The following is a 16,964-nucleotide window of genomic DNA, read 5'->3' as shown; positions in this document are numbered from 1 at the left end:
AGGTCTGACTGTAAAGCGAAGAAAAACGCTCTCAAACTGACTCTTTTATGACTATATATTTTATGAGTATTTTTATATAGTTTGAATGCATTCACTCACGGGAGACATTGTGACCAGTTATGAAAAACCCAGTTATGAAAAACTAAGACTAGAAAAGTTAAGGTCATTGGGATTACTGGATTCAGACCCGGATGAGTTTTTTGACTGCATTACCCGTGTTGCATCCACCATACTCGGCACCCCCATCTCTGTCATTTCCCTGGTCGACGAGAACCGGCAGTGGTTCAAATCCAGGCACGGCATAGAAGCCACCGAAACCGCCAGGGATATCTCTTTTTGTACACACGCCGTGAGCAGTGGCAAGGAGCTTATCGTTGAAGATGCGAGCAATGATGAACGCTTCGCCAGTAACCCCTTGGTCGTCAATGCGCCCAATATCCGTTTTTATGCAGGTATTCCTATAAAAAGCGTGGAAGGTTATTCACTGGGCACCTTGTGCGTGATCGATAACAAGCCTAAACGCCCCAGCGTGAGTGAATTAAAGGCGCTCAATGATCTGGCCCAATTGGCCACCAAAGAGATTCAATTCCGCGAGCGCATGCTCAGTGCGCAAGATTCCATTGATGTCGCGCAGAATAAATTTCAGGGTATCTTTAAAAACGTCCCCATAGGCATCGCCATGGTAAAACCGGACGGTACATGGCTAGAGGTCAATGATGAGTTGTGCAGCATTTTGGGGTATTCGAGAGAAGAATTGTTGAATTTAACTTTTCAGGACATCACCCATCCCGATGATTTAAACACTGACCTGAATCTGCTGGATCAGTTGGTCACACATAAAATAGACCGCTATCAATTAGAAAAAAGATATATCAGAAGTGATGGTTTAAGTGTGTGGACTGGCCTTACTGTGACCAAACAATTAACGGAAACTGGTGAAATTGCTTATTTTCTTTCCACGATCCAGGATATTCAGTCAGAAAAAGAAACCGAGCTTGCACTGACTGCCTTGAGAAAAACCCTGGAAGAAAAAGTCGCGCTACGCACGGATGAACTCAGGTTGGTCAACCAATCACTATCCAAGGCCTATCAGGAAAAAATCCACTCCGAACAAGAGTTACAAAACAAGGAACTCGAGCTCAGAACGATTCTGGACAATGCTAATGAGGCCTATATCTGCATGGATGCAGGCGGACTAGTCACCGCCTGGAATAAACAGGCAGAACATACTTTTGGCTGGCTGGAGCAAGAAGCCATTGGCAGGAAACTTGAAAAACTGATCATTCCGCCAGAATCCCAAGCCGCCCATCATGCGGGTATGCATCTCTATCTAAGTGAAAAAAAATCAAAGATATTGGGGAACAGGATTGAACTCGAAGCAATGCGCAAAGATGGCATCCGCATACCGATTGAATTGCAGGTCAACGCGCTTGAGATCAACGAACAGGTATTGTTTACCTCATTTCTGAGGGATATCACCGAGCGCAAGCAACTTGAGAACCTGCTCAAGAATGAAGCCAGGAATGACCCGCTCACCGGCTTGGCCAATCGGCGTAAGCTGGAAGAAATCCTGCCGATTGCTTTCCAGCGTGCCCGGGCGAACAACGTTTATGTGGCGCTGGTGTTTATAGACCTGGATGGATTCAAACTGATTAACGATACCCACGGTCATCAAGCCGGTGACCAGTTGCTGCGCGAAGTCGCCAACCGCATCAATCAATGTACCAGGGCGTCCGACACTGTGGTCAGGTATGCCGGTGATGAGTTTGTGATTGTGCTTGAAAACCTTAAAAGCAAAGATGACACCAAACGGATCTCGGCCAATATCCAGAAAATAATTGCCGAAACGGTGCAGATAGGCGACAAGCAGCTGAATATCACGCTGAGCATAGGCATCGCCTATTATGGCGGTCCGGAACCTCAATCCATAGAGCCACTGGAGTTGATCAGGCTGGCGGACAAAGCCATGTATACCGCCAAAAAGAACGGAAAAAACGGGGTAGTGATCATAGATTAATGATCAATGATCACTCTCACCACTTAGCACCCACCTATACTGGATTGCGGATGGAAATCGGCTGGTATGGACTTAGCCATCAACAGAATGATTCCACCTTTCACTTTTTGACCATTACCTGTTTAGATTATGCTTCTCTTTTAAAATACGCTGCCGTCAGCATAGGCAACACGAGTAATGTCAGGATGGTGGCAGTAACCAGCCCGCCGATCACAACAGTCGCAAGCGGCTTCTGCACCTCCGCGCCAGTGCCGGTCGCAATTGCCATCGGGATAAAGCCGAGGCTTGCGACAAGTGCGGTCATTAGCACTGGTCGCAACCTCTCGATAGTGCCGTCAATCACAGCCAAATCAGCCGCTATCCCGGCCTGCACCCGTTTCTGGATGGAGCCAATCAATACCAATCCGTTTAAAACGGCGACGCCGGAAACTGCGATAAAACCTACCGCCGCAGAAATTGAAAGCGGCATATCACGCAACACCAGCGCAAATACGCCGCCTGCAGTGGACAGCGGCACCGCGGTCATGATGATGGCAGCCAGTGGCACGCTGCCAACGGCTAAATAGAGGGTGACAATGATCAGTAACAGGCACACCGGGATGACGATCATTAATCTATAGGTTGCCTCCTGCAGGTTCTGGAATTGCCCGCCCCATTCAATCCATGAGCCGCTAGGCAACACGACTTTTTTCTCTATGCGTTTTTTCGCCTCATCGACAAAACTGCCGAGGTCACGGCCCTCGATATTGGTCTCGATATAGATACGCCGTTTACCGTTATCGCGGCTAACCTCGTTCAAACCCTCATTGAACCTGAACTGCACCAGTTGCCGCAACAGCACAGCCCCATCTTCTCCATTTTTTGCAGCAGGCAATTTGACCGGCAGCGCACCGAGGATATCCAGGTTGTTTCTCAGCGCGCCCGGCAGCCTGATCACTACATCAAAGCGGCGGTCGCCTTCAAACACCTGCCCGGAAGGCAACCCTGCCAGCGCGGCAGACACCGTCTCTGCCACCTCTTTCACAGACAGGCCATAGCGGCCAATCGCGGCGCGGTCAAACACGATATCAAAGGTAGGGAAACCGGTGGTTTGGGCAAAACGGGTATCGACCGCACCGGGCGTATTGCGCAGCACATTAGTGATTTGCCTGGCCGTTAACGCCAGTTGGTCGACATCATCCCCATACAGTTTGACCGCAACATCGCTTCTCACGCCGCCAAGCAGTTCGTTGAAGCGCATTTCAATCGGCTGGGTGACATCGTAGTTATTGCCGACCACCGGCTTAGTCGCTTGCCTGATGCGGTCTATCACCTGTTGTTTGGTAGTGATACCAGCCGGCCAGTCTGCCTTGGGTTTCAGGATAATGTAATTGTCTGAAGCGTTAGGTGGCATGGGGTCAGCTGCCAGGCTGGCCGTTCCGGCTTTGGAATACACCATTTCAATTTCAGGCAGGGCTTTGACCACCCGTTCAATCTGCAGGTCGAGGGCTAGTGAACGGTCTATGGAGGTAGACGGAATCCTGACTGACGAGAGATTCAGGTTCTGTTCATCCAGGGTAGGCATAAATTCCCGGCCTGCCGACCTGAATGCAAACACTGCAACCAGCAAAATCACCAGCACACCCAGCATGATGATCAAGGGATTGCGGATCGTCCATTTCAGGATAGGTGCATAGTGTTTTTTGGCAACCTGGATGACTTTGACTTCTCTCTCCTGCAAATCACCTTTCAGAAGTACCGCAATCAAGGCTGGCACAAAGGTTAATGAGAGCACAAAGGCAGACGCTAAGGCCAGCATCAGGGTAATGACCATGGGAGAAAACATCTTCCCCTCAACGCCCTGAAAAGTCAGGCATGGCAGGAACACCAGGAAAATGACAACCTGACCATAGATGGTGGGTTTGACCATTTCCCTGGAGGATGCAATAACTTCTGCCAGGCGCTCCTGCAATGTCAGCAACCGGCCATATTGCACCTGCTTTTCCGCCAGGTGCCTGACCGTATTTTCAACAATAATGACGGCACCATCGATAATCAGGCCAAAGTCGAGCGCACCCAAACTCATCAAATTGCCGGAGATATCCAGCTGATTCATGCCAATGGCACTCATGAGGAATGAAAGAGGAATGACCAGCGCCGCGATCAAGGCCGCACGCCAATTGCCCAGAATCGCAAACAGGATAGCGACCACCAGCAACGCACCTTCAAGCAAATTTTTGGACACGGTTTTGATGGTGGCAATCACCAGTTGTGAGCGGTCCAGGGTAGGCACAATGATGATGCCATGCGGCAGCGTCTTGCTAATATCCTTAAGCTTGTCGCCAACTGCACCGGCCACAATACGGCTATTCGCACCCACCAGCATCAAGGCACTGCCGACAACGGCCTCAACACCATTTTTACTGGCAGCCCCGGTACGCAACTCGCCGCCAATCACCACATTGGCAATCTGGCCCACCATGACCGGCACACCATTGCGGTTAGCTACCACGGCGCGTGAGATTTCTTCGCCGTTTTGCAAACGGCCATCAGCCCTGACGATGTAAGCTTCCCCTGCCCTCTGCACGAAATTACCCCCGGCAGAGACATTCGCCGCTTCTATCGCCTGGCTCAGTTCCAGCAAAGAAATGTCATAGGTCGCCAGCCGGGCAGGATCCGGTTCCACGACATACTGTTTAACATAACCACCCAGACTATCAATATCAGCCACGCCAGGTGTGGTTCGTAGCTGCGGGCGGATAATCCAGTCCTGCACCGTGCGCAGATAAGCCACCTGGGAAACCTGGTCTTTCAGGTATTCACCTTCTTCGGTCAGGAAACTGCCATCGGACTGCCAGCCAGGTTTGCCGTTTTTTGTTTCTGCACCGATGCCATTGGGATGTTCAAACTCAACGCTGTAGTGGAATACTTCACCCAGCCCGGTAGATACCGGACCCATGATAGGTTCTGCACCGGCAGGCAAGCTTGAACGAGCGAGCGCCAGGCGTTCGGACACCTGCTGCCGCATAAAGTAAAGATTGGCGCTATCTTTTAAAATCACCGTCACCTGGCTGAACCCGTTCCTGGAAATCGAGCGGAAACTTTCAATGCCGTTCAGGCCAGCGATGGCGGTTTCAATCGGGTAAGTCACCCGCTTTTCCACCTCGACCGGACTCAGGGTGGGGATGACCGTATTCAGTTGTATCTGTTTATTGGTGATATCCGGCGTCACGTCTATCGGCAACAGATTCAGTTGCCAGGCGCCAATACCGGCAACAATCAGCGTGAGAAAAATAACCAGCCAGCGCTTGCTGACAGACGAAGCAAGAATCGCGTTAATCATTCTTCCTCCGCAGTCGCACTTTTGATCAATTCAGCTTTCAACAGGAAAGCGTTGCGGGTGGCGATAGATGCACCCTGATCGAGCCCGGACAATATCTGCGCTTCCCCGCCACTTCGCATGCCCACAGCCACACTCTGTGGCTTGAAGCCTTCTGCCGTTCGAATAAACACCACATCCTGCCCATCCACCCGCTGTATGGCATCTTCCGGGATAACCAGTCCGGTATCTTTATCAGGATGCGAATGCAGCGTGATCTGCAGGCCTTCGCCAAGCACATAAGGCGGATTCTGCACATCGGTGGTCAGGATGGCGGTGGCGGCCTGGTTATTGCCATTCACAGATGGCGTAATCGAATGCACATTGGCCGTGATTTTTTTGCCATTACGTGTGGTCAGCGTCGCAGTGTCGCCTACCTTTACCCTGGAAACTTCAGTGGCAGTGACAAAAGCCTCAACCTGTAATTGCTGATTACTCACCACCCTGAAAATCTCTACACTCGGCTGCACAAAGGTGCCGACCAGGGAGGACTCGGAAGTGATATGGCCCTTGAACGGGCTCACCACCAGTATGGAATTTCCATTCGGGGAAACTCTGGCAGCCTTAACCACCGCGTCCGCTTTTGAGGCCTCAACTTCTGCCAGCTTTAATGCAGAATGTGCTGATTCCATCTCTTGCCTGGGCGTGACACCCTGCTCAAAAAGGCTCAGCTCGCGCTGATATACTTTTCGCGCCAGGTCTAGTTTTGCATGGGCAGTATTGCGCTCAGCCGTGAGTGCAGAGGCTTCGAAACTATCGACAATAGCCACCACTTCCCCGGCCTCGACTGTATCACCAAGCCGCTTATTGATACGTGTGATGGTACCGGCCACTTTGGCTATCACACTGGCCTCCCCTCCTGGCGCGGCTTCCACCCTGCCGGAAGTAGTGATTTCAGCCGCAATGTCGCCTGCGGTCACCTGTTCAACCACAATATTGGAAGAGGCCAGATAAGATTCGGGCAGCTTGATCTCAATATCGGTTGGTTGTTTGGTGTCGGCAACCTCCGTTTTAGGGGATGGCGCCGGTTGCTGGTCCGATGCGAGAAAATAGCCTGCTGTACCGGCTAGCAGGGCCGTGATCAATACCCATATCCAGGTGTTATTCTGAGTGTGCATTATTTGATGTCTCCAAATGCGATACGTCCTTCTGACGCCGAGAGGATGGCAAGCGCTTTCACCAGTGAATATTTAGCATCTACTGTTAAAAGGCGCGCATCGGTCAGTGATTTGCGGATCAGCAGCAATTCCATCAGCGAAGTCTTGCCCGTTTCATAGCCTATCTTTCCTAACCGGTATGCTTCCGAGGCAGCCGCCTCACCCTGACTGGCAGCGTCCATTCGTTTTTCAGAGGCTATTACATGTGAAAGTGCCGAACGGCGATTCGCACCCGCCATCAACCTGGCAGCATCCAGCCTGGCATCTGCAGCCAGCACCCGCTCCCTGGCTGCGGCAATACCGCCTTTGTTCTGGTCAAAGACGGGGATATCAGAACTGATGGCGAATACAAAGGCATTGTCATTGCTGCTTTCAAAACGCCTGACGCCTGCACTCACTCCTACAGTCGGAAGCCAACGTTTCTCTTCAAACTGTACTTGCGCTTCCAGGGCCTCTTTTTCGGTTTGCGCGCTGGCAATGGCCGGCGTGATTTCGTCACTGGTTTGCGACCTGTCTACCTTAGTCACTATCGCCTTGCTGATGAAGTCATCCGGCACGCTGGTAAAAGACTCCCTGGCGCCACTGATGGCTGACAACCTTTCCAATGCTTCAGTAAAATAAGCTTGTGCCGATTGTTCAGCAGCTTGAGCCGCTGCTGCATTGGCTTGCGCCTGGGATAAACGGAGCCGCGCTTCACGCCCGGCATTGACCAAAGCAGTGACGGCTTTGAGATCTTCCCGCGCACGCGTGTAATCATCCCCGGTAATTTGCACCCGGTTACGCATGGCTTCGGCATTCGCATAAGCGGTCGCCAGCTCGGCGGCATAATTGACCCGGATCTGATTTTCCCTGGCTTCAGCCACCGTGACATCCCGTTTTCTGGCCTCTATCCTTGCGGCACGTTTGCCGCCGATTTCAAAAGGCTGGGTAATCATCAGTGTATCCTGGCGCGGCTGGTTGTCCCTGGCAGCCGCATTCAGGTTTTCGGTCATGCCATTGATATTCGGGTTCAGAAACACCTCGGCTTGCCGGGCATCCGCAGAAACTGCGCGGATATTAGCCGCCTGCTCGACCAGCACCGGTGCCTGCACCAGCGCCTGCCTGAGTAGATCGCTATAATTCGGCGCTTCTTCCGCCACTGCGAGATGAATACACTCGGTAACCAGCATCCATAAAAGACATAACAATGCGTATCCATAGCGATACGCAGACTGTAGGAAACAAAACATGGGAAACCCCTGCAAGTTGAAAACATTCAGCAAAGCAGGCGGTTAGCGCCGGCAATGTGCCAGCGATCTAACCGCTACAGGGCCTGGAGGGGTGGTTTGGTCAGCGGGGGAGGTGAATGACTCTGATATAACTCAGAAGTAAAGACAGGGGCCGAATCTGCAAAAGACTCGGCAGTGAACACTTTCTCGCTGGCTGGCAGCATGATCAGGCTGCATACGCAATCGCAGACCAGTATATGCAGTGCAGACTTGCTGGATTTACTCTCATGCGAGCTGCCATCCTGATGGTGATGATGGGCCACGTGATTGATGTGCTCGATCATATGCTGCATGGTTTCTTTAGCTGAATGCTGGCCTTGCATCAGGTGTGCAAACTCGGCTTCGGCAGCCACCAGGGGCTGCAATGGAAGCAATAGCATCAGCATGCATAGAAAAGACTTTCTCATTGATTTGATTTTAGCATATTACAAAAAATGATCATTTGATTAATATCACGGCGACCAAAATCGGCAAATAAGAGTTTATATCCGTCCTGCAATCCCAAATGTAAAAATATTATTTAGATAAATATTTAACAAAGTTTAATAAAGGTGTAAGCTGGCTTTTCGTGGTTTTTTATTGCGATCTTCCTACAAAATTGTAGTCAGGGAGTGAATCAAGGGACGGTCACTATCGTGACCGGAACTATCACGCAGGAATGTCAGTGTTTGGTTAATCACTGGGGAGGAAAACGACATGCGTTTTGAAACCATTGCCACGGATGAATTAATCCGCATCGCCCATGCCGGACTGGGTTTTAAACTGAGTGTAAACAGCAAGTCGCTTGATGACCTGATCAGGATTGCCGATGCAGCCAAAGATAAAGGCGCAAAGATCACATTTACCGGTTTAACAAGCCTGAGTGATTACGATATCAAACGCATTGAACTGGCAAGTGCTGGACATGTGTTGTTTGAGCATTGAAGTCGACGGATGTAAATGTCACCTGACTCAGACAGGTATATCTGGTCAGCAATTGCACATTTAAACTTCAATAAACCCGACCGTAAATGACAGAATAATCAACACCGCAATTACCACGCCCATCACACCTTTATTAGAGTCGTACTCACCCCAATGAATGTTATAAGGCAAGGTACGGGCGGCGCTGATCGCAGCCAAAACGACAAATACAATAAGCAGAGTACTAATCATGGTGTTCTCCTGCAAATCAATTCAGGCATTGCCAGAAAGCCTAGCGTTTTGGCCTTGAATTCTTAAAGTTAAACGATGATTCATCATCGCGAATTCGAAGTAATACCGCTATACAATTTATGCTGAATGTTTTGTAGGAAAGTTCAGACAAAACTTATGGTGCCAATTCACGAGCGCATTTTTTACTCCAGGCAAAGCGTTATCCTGGTGATTACTCTTCCACTTTACGCGCTTTTAAATGACTGATAGCCAGTGCCTGCTTAACCGTGCGTGAACATGATTTTCCTTCGCGGCTCTGTAATTTTTCTTCACGTATATTCGTTTCCCTGGCATTCGTATGCCTGGATGAGGTTTCACCTTCCCTGCAATCCAGACTTGTCGGCTCTATCCATGTATTATCTGAACGTGATTTATCTAACATAGTGATCTCCTTGCATGATGTCTCTGCAGTGTTCAACACTTATTGCATATAGGAAGTGATTCAGATGGAACTGCAGTGACAGCTGATGTAAACATCAGGATTGATTGTATTAAGTACTTATTCACAGAATACGCGACTCTGGTCAGGCGCTCTGTCGGCGATTTCAGGAACCCTGCGTAGGAATATTCAGCGCTTTATACCATCGCATACACCAAGAAATTCTGACATGAGTTTCAGGCAATCACTGATAAAAAAGCGTGCTTCAGTTAAGTATCTTCAGTTGTTAACGGATATTAAACACGGAGATAACATATGACACAGTCACTTATCGCACAACACTTTTTCGGATCAGCTGACGAAACCACCCATCCGGTATTTCCAGAGGAAACACACAAGCCGATCAAACCTGACCCGGATACGCCTTATCAGCCTACAGAACCTGCCAATCCTGACGTTCAGCCTGATATCATCGGTGACAATCAGCAATAGAATTAAATTACAAAAACTTGGTTATGGGCTCTTCACTTCTAAAGAGTGGTGGGAGCATTTATTGGCTTGATGTTGAGGCAGTATGGAATCCGGCTTCTGTTAATCTGAAAGCTTCGTCCAGAGGGATTATCCATTCCTGAGATTTGGCGAATTCAATGCCATTGAGCAAATCTTCCTGGCTTTTCTGCTTATCGTACCAGACACTACTGAGTTTACTGGCTAACAAAGCTTCACCTGTCAGTAATTTAAAGTGATTCACAAAGATATCCATTAGCAATAGTGCATTTTCCTCACTGGTCTGTAAAGTATCAGTTTCTACTGCGCTATTAGGCCCTGCCTTATTAATCTGTGATTCTCCACACATTCTAAGTTCTCCTTTAATGTAAGCACTAGTGTAATGTAAGCACTAGTGGCCTCTATCCGGTCTATGTTGCCGTGCAGACAAGAAATCCGCCATCAAAAAGTGGCTGAATTCTCTGTAGGAATGATCAGACATGCATAGTGATTCATTAGTAGGGTAGCTCAGCAAAATTCAGATTCAATTCACCTGTCTCAAATACAATTTCCTGAAAGTGATTGAAGAAGGGAAGTGTTTCGTATGATGAAGAGATATAACCTTGTATCTGCTTTGGTCTTGATTTTAATGCATTGGACGCATGCGATAGCCGGACCAGAGGAGGACGGTGGTTACTGGTTCAATCTGCGCATGCAAGGCGGACTACCTGCTCCCAACTTTTACTGGGACCTTGATATCAACCCCCGTTTGCGAAATGAAGGCAAGCATCTCGACACCCTTTATGTGCGACCCGCGCTGTTTTACAAACCTGACAAAAAAACCAGCTTCTGGTTGGGTCACGACACCATTACCAGCCACCCGGATGGCAAAGCCTCTTACCAGGAAAATCGCTGGTGGCAACAGTTTCAATATCAGTTTGACCCCCACTATTCGCTCACATTAAGCAACCGCAGTCGTCTCGAAGAACGTACTCGACAAGGCTTTCATGAGACTGGTCACAGGTTACGTCAAATGTTCAAGGTCTCTCTCCCCAGTCACTCCCCCGCGCTTACCTATGTCATGTCGGATGAGGTGTTTGTGAATGTAGACCAGACAGATTGGGGAGCACAGCGTGGCTTTGACCAGAACCGTCTTTTTATCGGAATCAACTGGAAAGTAAGTAAAACCTGCTTGCTGGAGACCGGCTATCTCAACCAGTTCGTTCATAAAACTACGCACAATCTCGAAAACCATGTCGTCAGTACTACAATAGGCTTTAAGTTCTAGGATTCAAGTGTCTCAGCACATGCATTTTCAGCATTTTCCTACATCAGTTTACGCCCGCTCTGACAATATAATAGCGATTAGTTTTGTAGGATTCTGCCCTAGCATGGGCTTATTATAATCGCTATTTAATGCATACCCAGGGGGTAGAACCGTATGGATTTCTCAACATTTCACCTGACTGTGCCACTGTGGGAAATCGTCCTGCGCGGAACAGTGGTTTTCTGGTTCCTCTTCCTTATTTTCAGATCTATCCTGCGCCGTAGCATGGGCAGTGTCGGCGTCAGCGACTTCCTGTTTGTGGTGATTATTGCCGATGCTTCGCAGAACGCCATGAGTGGTGATTCCAAATCGATTTCCGATGGCCTGGTGCTTATCTCCGTCCTGGTCTTCTGGAATCTGCTGATTGATTATCTGAGTTTTAAATATGTATGGGTAAGAAAAATGGTGGAAGCGCAACCGCTGGTACTGGTTAAGAATGGCGTACTGCAAAGAAAACAGATGCGCAAGGAGTTCGTGACACAGGATGAAATCATGGCAAAACTCAGAGAAGAAGGCATAGGTAACATCTCGGAAGTCAAACAAATGCAGATCGAAATGGATGGTGAAATCAGCGTGGTTCGCTACGACAATGCATGACGCAAGACAGATTTACTATCACAGGCCATAAAATAAAAAAAATTAACATTTAATCGCCCTTCACTCTACAGACTAGCCATCTCGCGCCGATAACTACCCTATGGAAGATAATTTAGTATCAATTTAATTATCTTCCATACGCTTCAAGATCGATATCCAAACGACATCAAAGAAAAAAATAAATTATGTTTATCACTCTTGTACTTCGCGCGCATTTAATCAATTCCAGATTGCACACTTCTATCCCGTGACGCTGATCGGCTTTGTATGACTGGCCGATGCAAGCTAAAGACGCAGCGATAAGACTGACCTTTTGGAAGGGTGTATCAATATGAATAATCTGTTAAATATGAGTTGGCGTAACAATAGGATGCTGACTGGTGTCACTATCCTCCTGATCATAGTCACCGCTTTTGTGTCTATCTTTTTGTCTTTAATGATTGCGCAGAATCAGGCGATCAGCAAAGAAACCAAACGCCTGCGTGAAATCACCAGCGGCGTGCTAATGCGCATGAGCTCCACGCGGGACCAGTTCGCCAATGTGGTCAACCATTTCTCGCATGTGGCAGAAAAAGACGCCTGCGCACCGCAACATATCCAGAAAATGCAGGAATTCAATATCTCCGGTTTTTTTCTGCAGGCGGTCGCGCACGTCAAGGATGACCGGATTGTATGTTCGTCCATTTCGGAAGTGTTCGATGGCGTCATACTGGGCACACCGTTCAGGACAGAGCCGGATGGCACGCGTATGTGGGCCAATATCAAAGTGTCAGACTGGCAAAACCATCATTTAGTGGTCATGGAAAAAGCAGGTTGGGCAGTCGTGCTGGTGCCTAGCCATGCGATCGAAGCATTAGGGAGTTCTGAAGTTTCAGTTGGTATTTTTGGCATCGAGTCACACAGGCTGTATACCTCCAGAGGCACGATTGCGTCCGAATGGTTAAATAAATACAACGGTAAGCAAGCACTCACATTTATCGATAAAGAGCGTCACATGTTGGTGTATATGGCGCCCAATAAGTTAAATCTGACCGGTGTCGTAGCCGCCATGCCATTGCAGGATATTAACGATGACCTTATTTCTTTTATCCAGATTCTGATCCCGCTGGCAATGGTGGTGGGCATCTCGCTGGGCGGCATTTTCGTTTATATGCAGCGCACAAGATATTCAACAAAATCCGCAATCCTACGGGGGCTGGCGAATAACGAGTTCTACCTGGAATACCAGCCCATCATAAACCTGCAAACCCATCAATGCGTAGGCGCTGAAGCATTGATTCGCTGGAAAACCCCTGATAATAATTTTATCAGCCCGGACACGTTTATTCCGGCCGCGGAAGCCTCAGATGTCATCTGCCAGATTACCCAGCGCGTGTTTGAGTTAGTGGCGAAAGATATGCACACGGCACTGAATATGCACAGCAACTTTCATGTCGGCATCAATATCTCTTCGCATGATATTCGTTCAGGCAAGTTATTGCCGATGATAGAGCATCTGAAAAAAACCACCGGGGCGCAGGGAAAACAGATTGTCATTGAAGTCACCGAACGAGGATTCCTGGATGATGACGAAGCACTGAACACCATTAAAAATATCCGCGCTTGTGGCGTCATGGTGGCGATTGACGATTTTGGTACCGGTTATTCCAGCTTGTCTTACCTGACAAAATTCCAGCTGGATTACCTCAAGATAGACAAGACTTTTGTTGACTCGGTAGGCACCGATGCCGTCACCAGCCATGTGGCTTTTCATATTATCGAGATGGCAAAAACCTTGCAGCTGGATATGGTGGCCGAAGGCGTTGAAACCGAGCAGCAGGCGCAAATACTGCGCGAGCGCGGTGTCAAATACGTGCAAGGCTGGTTATTCTCGAAATCCCTCAAGCGCAAAGATTTTTACACTTACCTGGAAAAGCATACTGGAGTGAATTAACCAGAGATAGATTAATAAATATAGGCATCGTTCGTAGCAATAAAAAAACTCGATAGTGCCGAGCTTTTCTAATTGATCAGGCTTAAAGATGATCTAACGACCCGGTTGATCATTTCTTCTGCTGCCGAATCTCAACCAAACTCTGTGCAATTTGTGATTTTCAATTTTTTATTTCCCCATCCAACAGCAGATTCATGATGCAGTTCTGTCGCATGTTGGAAGCTATTGGCTACTGACGGTAGGTGACCTGCGGCATAGGCAGCATTGCCTAACGCATAATCAAACCAGGTGATCTAGCCACTGCCCTGGTAAACCGTTTTCCGCCCCAAGGCTGGCTTCCTTATCGAGGAAATTGAGCAGAATAAAAATTGGCTTAGACATTTCTATCTAAGCCAATCGAATAACGGTTTTTTACAACCTGCCGGTCAGAGCGAGAATCAGCAGGATCAACACCACTAGTCCCAATCCGCCACTTGGGTAATATCCCCAACCAGAGCTGTAAGGCCAGGCTGGCAAAGCGCCGATCAGGGCAAGAATAAGAATCACGAGCAGGACAGTTCTGAGCATAGCGGGTTCTCCTAAATTTTAAATTATTGGACTTCAAACTATTGCCGAATCTCGAGCAATCTTGTTTTGAATTATTAAAGTTATGAGGCTCAATCATGCAGGCACATGATTAAACCTGCTATGCCTTTATGGCTGAATTAATTGTAGGAATATTCTGATAGCGGAATATTTACTTGACCTGGTTTCATGTGCATTCACCTGGCTAAAGTCAATCACCAGCATGCTGTCTAATTACTTTATGCCGTGCGTTCGCAGGAAGAATACTTGCACCGCGCGGATATTGAGCAAGCGATTCAAGCCATGCCACAGCTGAAATTCAAGCTGTATACCAGCCAGGTATCAGGAGATGCGCAAGGCAGGCTGACCATTGATGATATTCCGCCGGCAGTCCTGAAGAATGCAGAGATTTACATATGCGGGCCGACAAGTTTTATGCAGGCGCAGAAGCAACGTTTAGTCGGGTCAGGGGTTGATACATCCAGTATCCACAAAGAAGTATTCGGGCCGGACCTCTTGGAGGAACTGGTGTAATGGCAAAAGCCAGGGCCTCGCAAACGAGGCCTTTTTCTCATCCAGACATTGCTCCGATAGGCTCAATTCCGGCATTAACATATTCCCTGCAACTTTGAATCTTTTGTGAAATCGCCACAAATAGCGCTTTCAGGTTTAAGTTAACGGCTATGCGTTACGTTATTGCTAGTGAATTGTAATCAATAGATAAGTCAGCAATGCTTGCCCACAAAAAGAATGCAACTATGGATAGATCGGCACAATTGGATAGAACAGCACAATTAATTGCCAACCTGGCTTACAGCTGGGGCGCCAAGTGGGGAGACGATCAGCGCAAACTATTTGAAAATAGCCGTAATGCGCACTCGCAGGCCATTCTGGATATCCTGATCAATCGTAGCCTGTCCTCGGTTTACCAGCCTATCGTGGCATTGCAGAGTGCCGATATTTATGGCTTTGAGGGCCTGATCCGCGGACCGGCAACTACCAGCCTGCACTCGCCACTCGATTTATTTGAGGCAGCCAAAGAGCAGCTTTTCCTGCCGGAGATGGAGCACCTGAGCCGCCAGATTGTGCTGGAGAATTATGCGGCCACCTGCAAAACACGTAAGCTCTTTCTCAACAGCACGCCGGAAATGTTGCTGATGTCTGCTCCGAACAAAGGCGAAACCCTGGCCTACCTGGCCAGCCTTGGGCTGGAACCGAAACAAATCATTATTGAAGTGACCGAGCAAACGCGCAATATGGATTACGGCCTGCTGCGCGAGGCGGTGCAGTACTACCGCAATATCGGTTTTGAAATCGCCATGGACGATCTGGGCGAAGGCTTTTCCAGCTTGCGTTTGTGGTCAGAACTCAAGCCGGATTACGTCAAAATCGACAAGCACTTTATCCGTAACATCCATCAGGACCAGGTCAAGTTCGAGTTCGTCCGCTCTATCCAGCAGATTGCGCAAAACTCGGGCGCCAAGGTGATTGCTGAAGGCATAGAAGCTTATGAAGAGCTATGCATCATCAAAGATCTCAAAATTGATTTCGGCCAGGGCTACTACCTGGGCCGGCCGGAGCCTGAGCTCATCTTATCGATTGATGCCGACGTTAAAAAACAGCTGGTGAGGAACACGCTGCACCTTTACCAGAATAACTATGTGGCACTCGATCAACGTTCCAACGTCAACAAGTTGTTAAAGTACATCCCGCCGATTCCTGCCGACATGACCAACAACGAAGTCATGCGCCTGATTGAAAGTGACAGCAGCATCCATATGCTGCCGGTGGTCAATGGTGAAACGCCGATCGGCATGATTACCCGCTATGCCATGATAGAAAACCTGGCGCGGCCTTACCGCAGGGAGCTATATGGTAACCGCCGCTGCTCTGAAACATTTATGGATGCACACCCGCTGATTGTGGAAAAATCCATGAGCCTGAAGGCATTGAGTGACATCATCGCTGAAGAAGCGCAGCACTTCAGCAACGGATTTATCATCACTGACAGTGGCCGTTACCTGGGCATAGGTCGCGGGCAGGATCTGCTGCGTGAAGTGACGCAAATGCAGCTTAACGCTGCGCGTTATGCCAACCCGATCACGCTACTGCCAGGCAATGTACCTATCAATGAACAGCTTGAGCGCCTGCTGACTTCCGAATGCAAATTCAGCGTCTGTTACTTTGACCTGGATACCTTCAAGCCCTATAACGACATTTATGGTTTCCGGCGTGGTGACGAAATTATCAGCTATACCGCCAAATTGCTGCTTAACCATGTCGACCAGCATTTTGACTTTGTCGGCCATATAGGCGGCGATGATTTTATTGTGATCTTCCAGAGCGAAGACTGGCAGGAGCGCTGTAAACAAATACTCAGAAACCTGGAAAAAGACATTCCGGAATTTTATGACACCGCCCACAAAGCTGCTGGCGGCATAGTGGCAGAAGACCGGCAGGGCAAAGTGGTGCAATATCCTTTTGTCAGTCTGTCGATAGGCGCAGTGAAAGTAAAACCTGGCAAATACAGGTCACAACATGAACTGTCATCTGCGGTGAGCATGGCGAAAAAACAGGCTAAAAAAATGCCGGGTAATAGTTTGTTTATTGAACGCAGGTGTTAAAAGTGACAAGCTATAAAAAGTTACAAAAAGCAAAAAGGCGAAGCTAGCTTCGCCTTTTCT

Annotated in this window: 16 protein-coding genes; 8 read left to right on the top strand and 8 right to left on the bottom strand. The window is 48.6% G+C overall.

Translation table 11 applies throughout. The features are described 5' to 3' along the window. Window positions 1–109 precede the first annotated feature (109 nt). Window positions 110–2,017 (top strand): PAS domain S-box protein, encoded by a 1,908-nt coding sequence (locus tag ACFQ2T_RS11130; RefSeq protein ID WP_379034408.1) that lies wholly within the window; start codon window positions 110–112, stop codon window positions 2,015–2,017. 127 nt (window positions 2,018–2,144) lie between these two features. Here the strand turns inward: ACFQ2T_RS11130 and ACFQ2T_RS11125 are convergent, their stop codons facing one another. From ACFQ2T_RS11125 to ACFQ2T_RS11110, 4 genes are all read right to left on the bottom strand, one after another. Further along, on the bottom strand, window positions 2,145–5,339 hold the full coding sequence (locus tag ACFQ2T_RS11125) for a CusA/CzcA family heavy metal efflux RND transporter (protein WP_379034405.1): 3,195 nt from the start codon (window positions 5,337–5,339) through the stop codon (window positions 2,145–2,147). Continuing rightward, window positions 5,336–6,493: an efflux RND transporter periplasmic adaptor subunit gene (locus tag ACFQ2T_RS11120; RefSeq protein ID WP_379034404.1), complete on the bottom strand. Its 1,158-nt coding sequence runs from the start codon at window positions 6,491–6,493 to the stop codon at window positions 5,336–5,338. The genes ACFQ2T_RS11125 and ACFQ2T_RS11120 overlap by 4 nt, the downstream gene beginning before the upstream one ends. Continuing rightward, a complete protein-coding gene (locus ACFQ2T_RS11115; protein ID WP_379034402.1) occupies window positions 6,493–7,761 on the bottom strand; it encodes a TolC family protein in 1,269 nt (422 codons plus the stop codon). The genes ACFQ2T_RS11120 and ACFQ2T_RS11115 overlap by 1 nt, the downstream gene beginning before the upstream one ends. A gap of 74 nt (window positions 7,762–7,835) precedes the next feature. Continuing rightward, window positions 7,836–8,207 carry a hypothetical protein gene (locus ACFQ2T_RS11110; RefSeq protein WP_379034400.1) on the bottom strand — a complete coding sequence of 124 codons (372 nt, stop codon included), beginning with the start codon at window positions 8,205–8,207 and terminating at the stop codon, window positions 7,836–7,838. A 289-nt stretch (window positions 8,208–8,496) separates the two neighbouring features. Here ACFQ2T_RS11110 and ACFQ2T_RS11105 point away from each other — a divergent pair, with 289 nt between their 5' ends. Then, window positions 8,497–8,724: a hypothetical protein gene (locus tag ACFQ2T_RS11105; RefSeq protein ID WP_379034398.1), complete on the top strand. Its 228-nt coding sequence runs from the start codon at window positions 8,497–8,499 to the stop codon at window positions 8,722–8,724. A gap of 60 nt (window positions 8,725–8,784) precedes the next feature. On the opposite strand, the gene ACFQ2T_RS11100 is transcribed toward ACFQ2T_RS11105, so the two are convergent. After that, entirely contained in the window at window positions 8,785–8,955 is a 171-nt protein-coding gene (locus ACFQ2T_RS11100; RefSeq protein WP_379034396.1) for a DUF3309 family protein, read from the bottom strand. 211 nt (window positions 8,956–9,166) lie between these two features. Then, window positions 9,167–9,376: a hypothetical protein gene (locus ACFQ2T_RS11095; RefSeq protein WP_379034394.1), complete on the bottom strand. Its 210-nt coding sequence runs from the start codon at window positions 9,374–9,376 to the stop codon at window positions 9,167–9,169. 312 nt (window positions 9,377–9,688) lie between these two features. On the opposite strand from ACFQ2T_RS11095, the gene ACFQ2T_RS11090 reads away from it, so the two are divergent. Next, window positions 9,689–9,865, top strand: coding sequence for a hypothetical protein (locus ACFQ2T_RS11090; protein ID WP_379034392.1), 177 nt, complete (start codon window positions 9,689–9,691; stop codon window positions 9,863–9,865). 58 nt (window positions 9,866–9,923) lie between these two features. On the opposite strand, the gene ACFQ2T_RS11085 is transcribed toward ACFQ2T_RS11090, so the two are convergent. After that, window positions 9,924–10,229 carry a hypothetical protein gene (locus tag ACFQ2T_RS11085; protein WP_379034391.1) on the bottom strand — a complete coding sequence of 102 codons (306 nt, stop codon included), beginning with the start codon at window positions 10,227–10,229 and terminating at the stop codon, window positions 9,924–9,926. Window positions 10,230–10,508: 279 nt separating this feature from the next. Between ACFQ2T_RS11085 and ACFQ2T_RS11080 the strand changes: the two genes are divergently transcribed. The 3 genes from ACFQ2T_RS11080 (at window position 10,509) to ACFQ2T_RS11070 (ending at window position 13,716) form a co-directional block, all read left to right on the top strand. Then, window positions 10,509–11,147: a DUF2490 domain-containing protein gene (locus ACFQ2T_RS11080; RefSeq protein WP_379034389.1), complete on the top strand. Its 639-nt coding sequence runs from the start codon at window positions 10,509–10,511 to the stop codon at window positions 11,145–11,147. A 153-nt stretch (window positions 11,148–11,300) separates the two neighbouring features. Continuing rightward, window positions 11,301–11,783 (top strand): DUF421 domain-containing protein, encoded by a 483-nt coding sequence (locus tag ACFQ2T_RS11075; protein ID WP_379034387.1) that lies wholly within the window; start codon window positions 11,301–11,303, stop codon window positions 11,781–11,783. Window positions 11,784–12,114: 331 nt separating this feature from the next. Next, window positions 12,115–13,716 (top strand): EAL domain-containing protein, encoded by a 1,602-nt coding sequence (locus ACFQ2T_RS11070; RefSeq protein ID WP_379034385.1) that lies wholly within the window; start codon window positions 12,115–12,117, stop codon window positions 13,714–13,716. A 411-nt stretch (window positions 13,717–14,127) separates the two neighbouring features. On the opposite strand, the gene ACFQ2T_RS11065 is transcribed toward ACFQ2T_RS11070, so the two are convergent. Then, window positions 14,128–14,283 carry a DUF3309 family protein gene (locus tag ACFQ2T_RS11065; protein WP_379034383.1) on the bottom strand — a complete coding sequence of 52 codons (156 nt, stop codon included), beginning with the start codon at window positions 14,281–14,283 and terminating at the stop codon, window positions 14,128–14,130. Window positions 14,284–14,526: 243 nt separating this feature from the next. On the opposite strand from ACFQ2T_RS11065, the gene ACFQ2T_RS11060 reads away from it, so the two are divergent. Both ACFQ2T_RS11060 and ACFQ2T_RS11055 read left to right on the top strand, forming a co-directional pair. Beyond that, a complete protein-coding gene (locus ACFQ2T_RS11060; protein ID WP_379034381.1) occupies window positions 14,527–14,814 on the top strand; it encodes a hypothetical protein in 288 nt (95 codons plus the stop codon). A 224-nt stretch (window positions 14,815–15,038) separates the two neighbouring features. After that, entirely contained in the window at window positions 15,039–16,904 is a 1,866-nt protein-coding gene (locus tag ACFQ2T_RS11055; protein WP_379034379.1) for a GGDEF domain-containing protein, read from the top strand. Window positions 16,905–16,964 lie beyond the last annotated feature (60 nt).

This window comes from Methylophilus flavus (assembly GCF_042678905.1).
Classification (GTDB): domain Bacteria; phylum Pseudomonadota; class Gammaproteobacteria; order Burkholderiales; family Methylophilaceae; genus Methylophilus; species Methylophilus flavus.
This window is presented reverse-complemented; position numbering and strand designations above follow the sequence as displayed.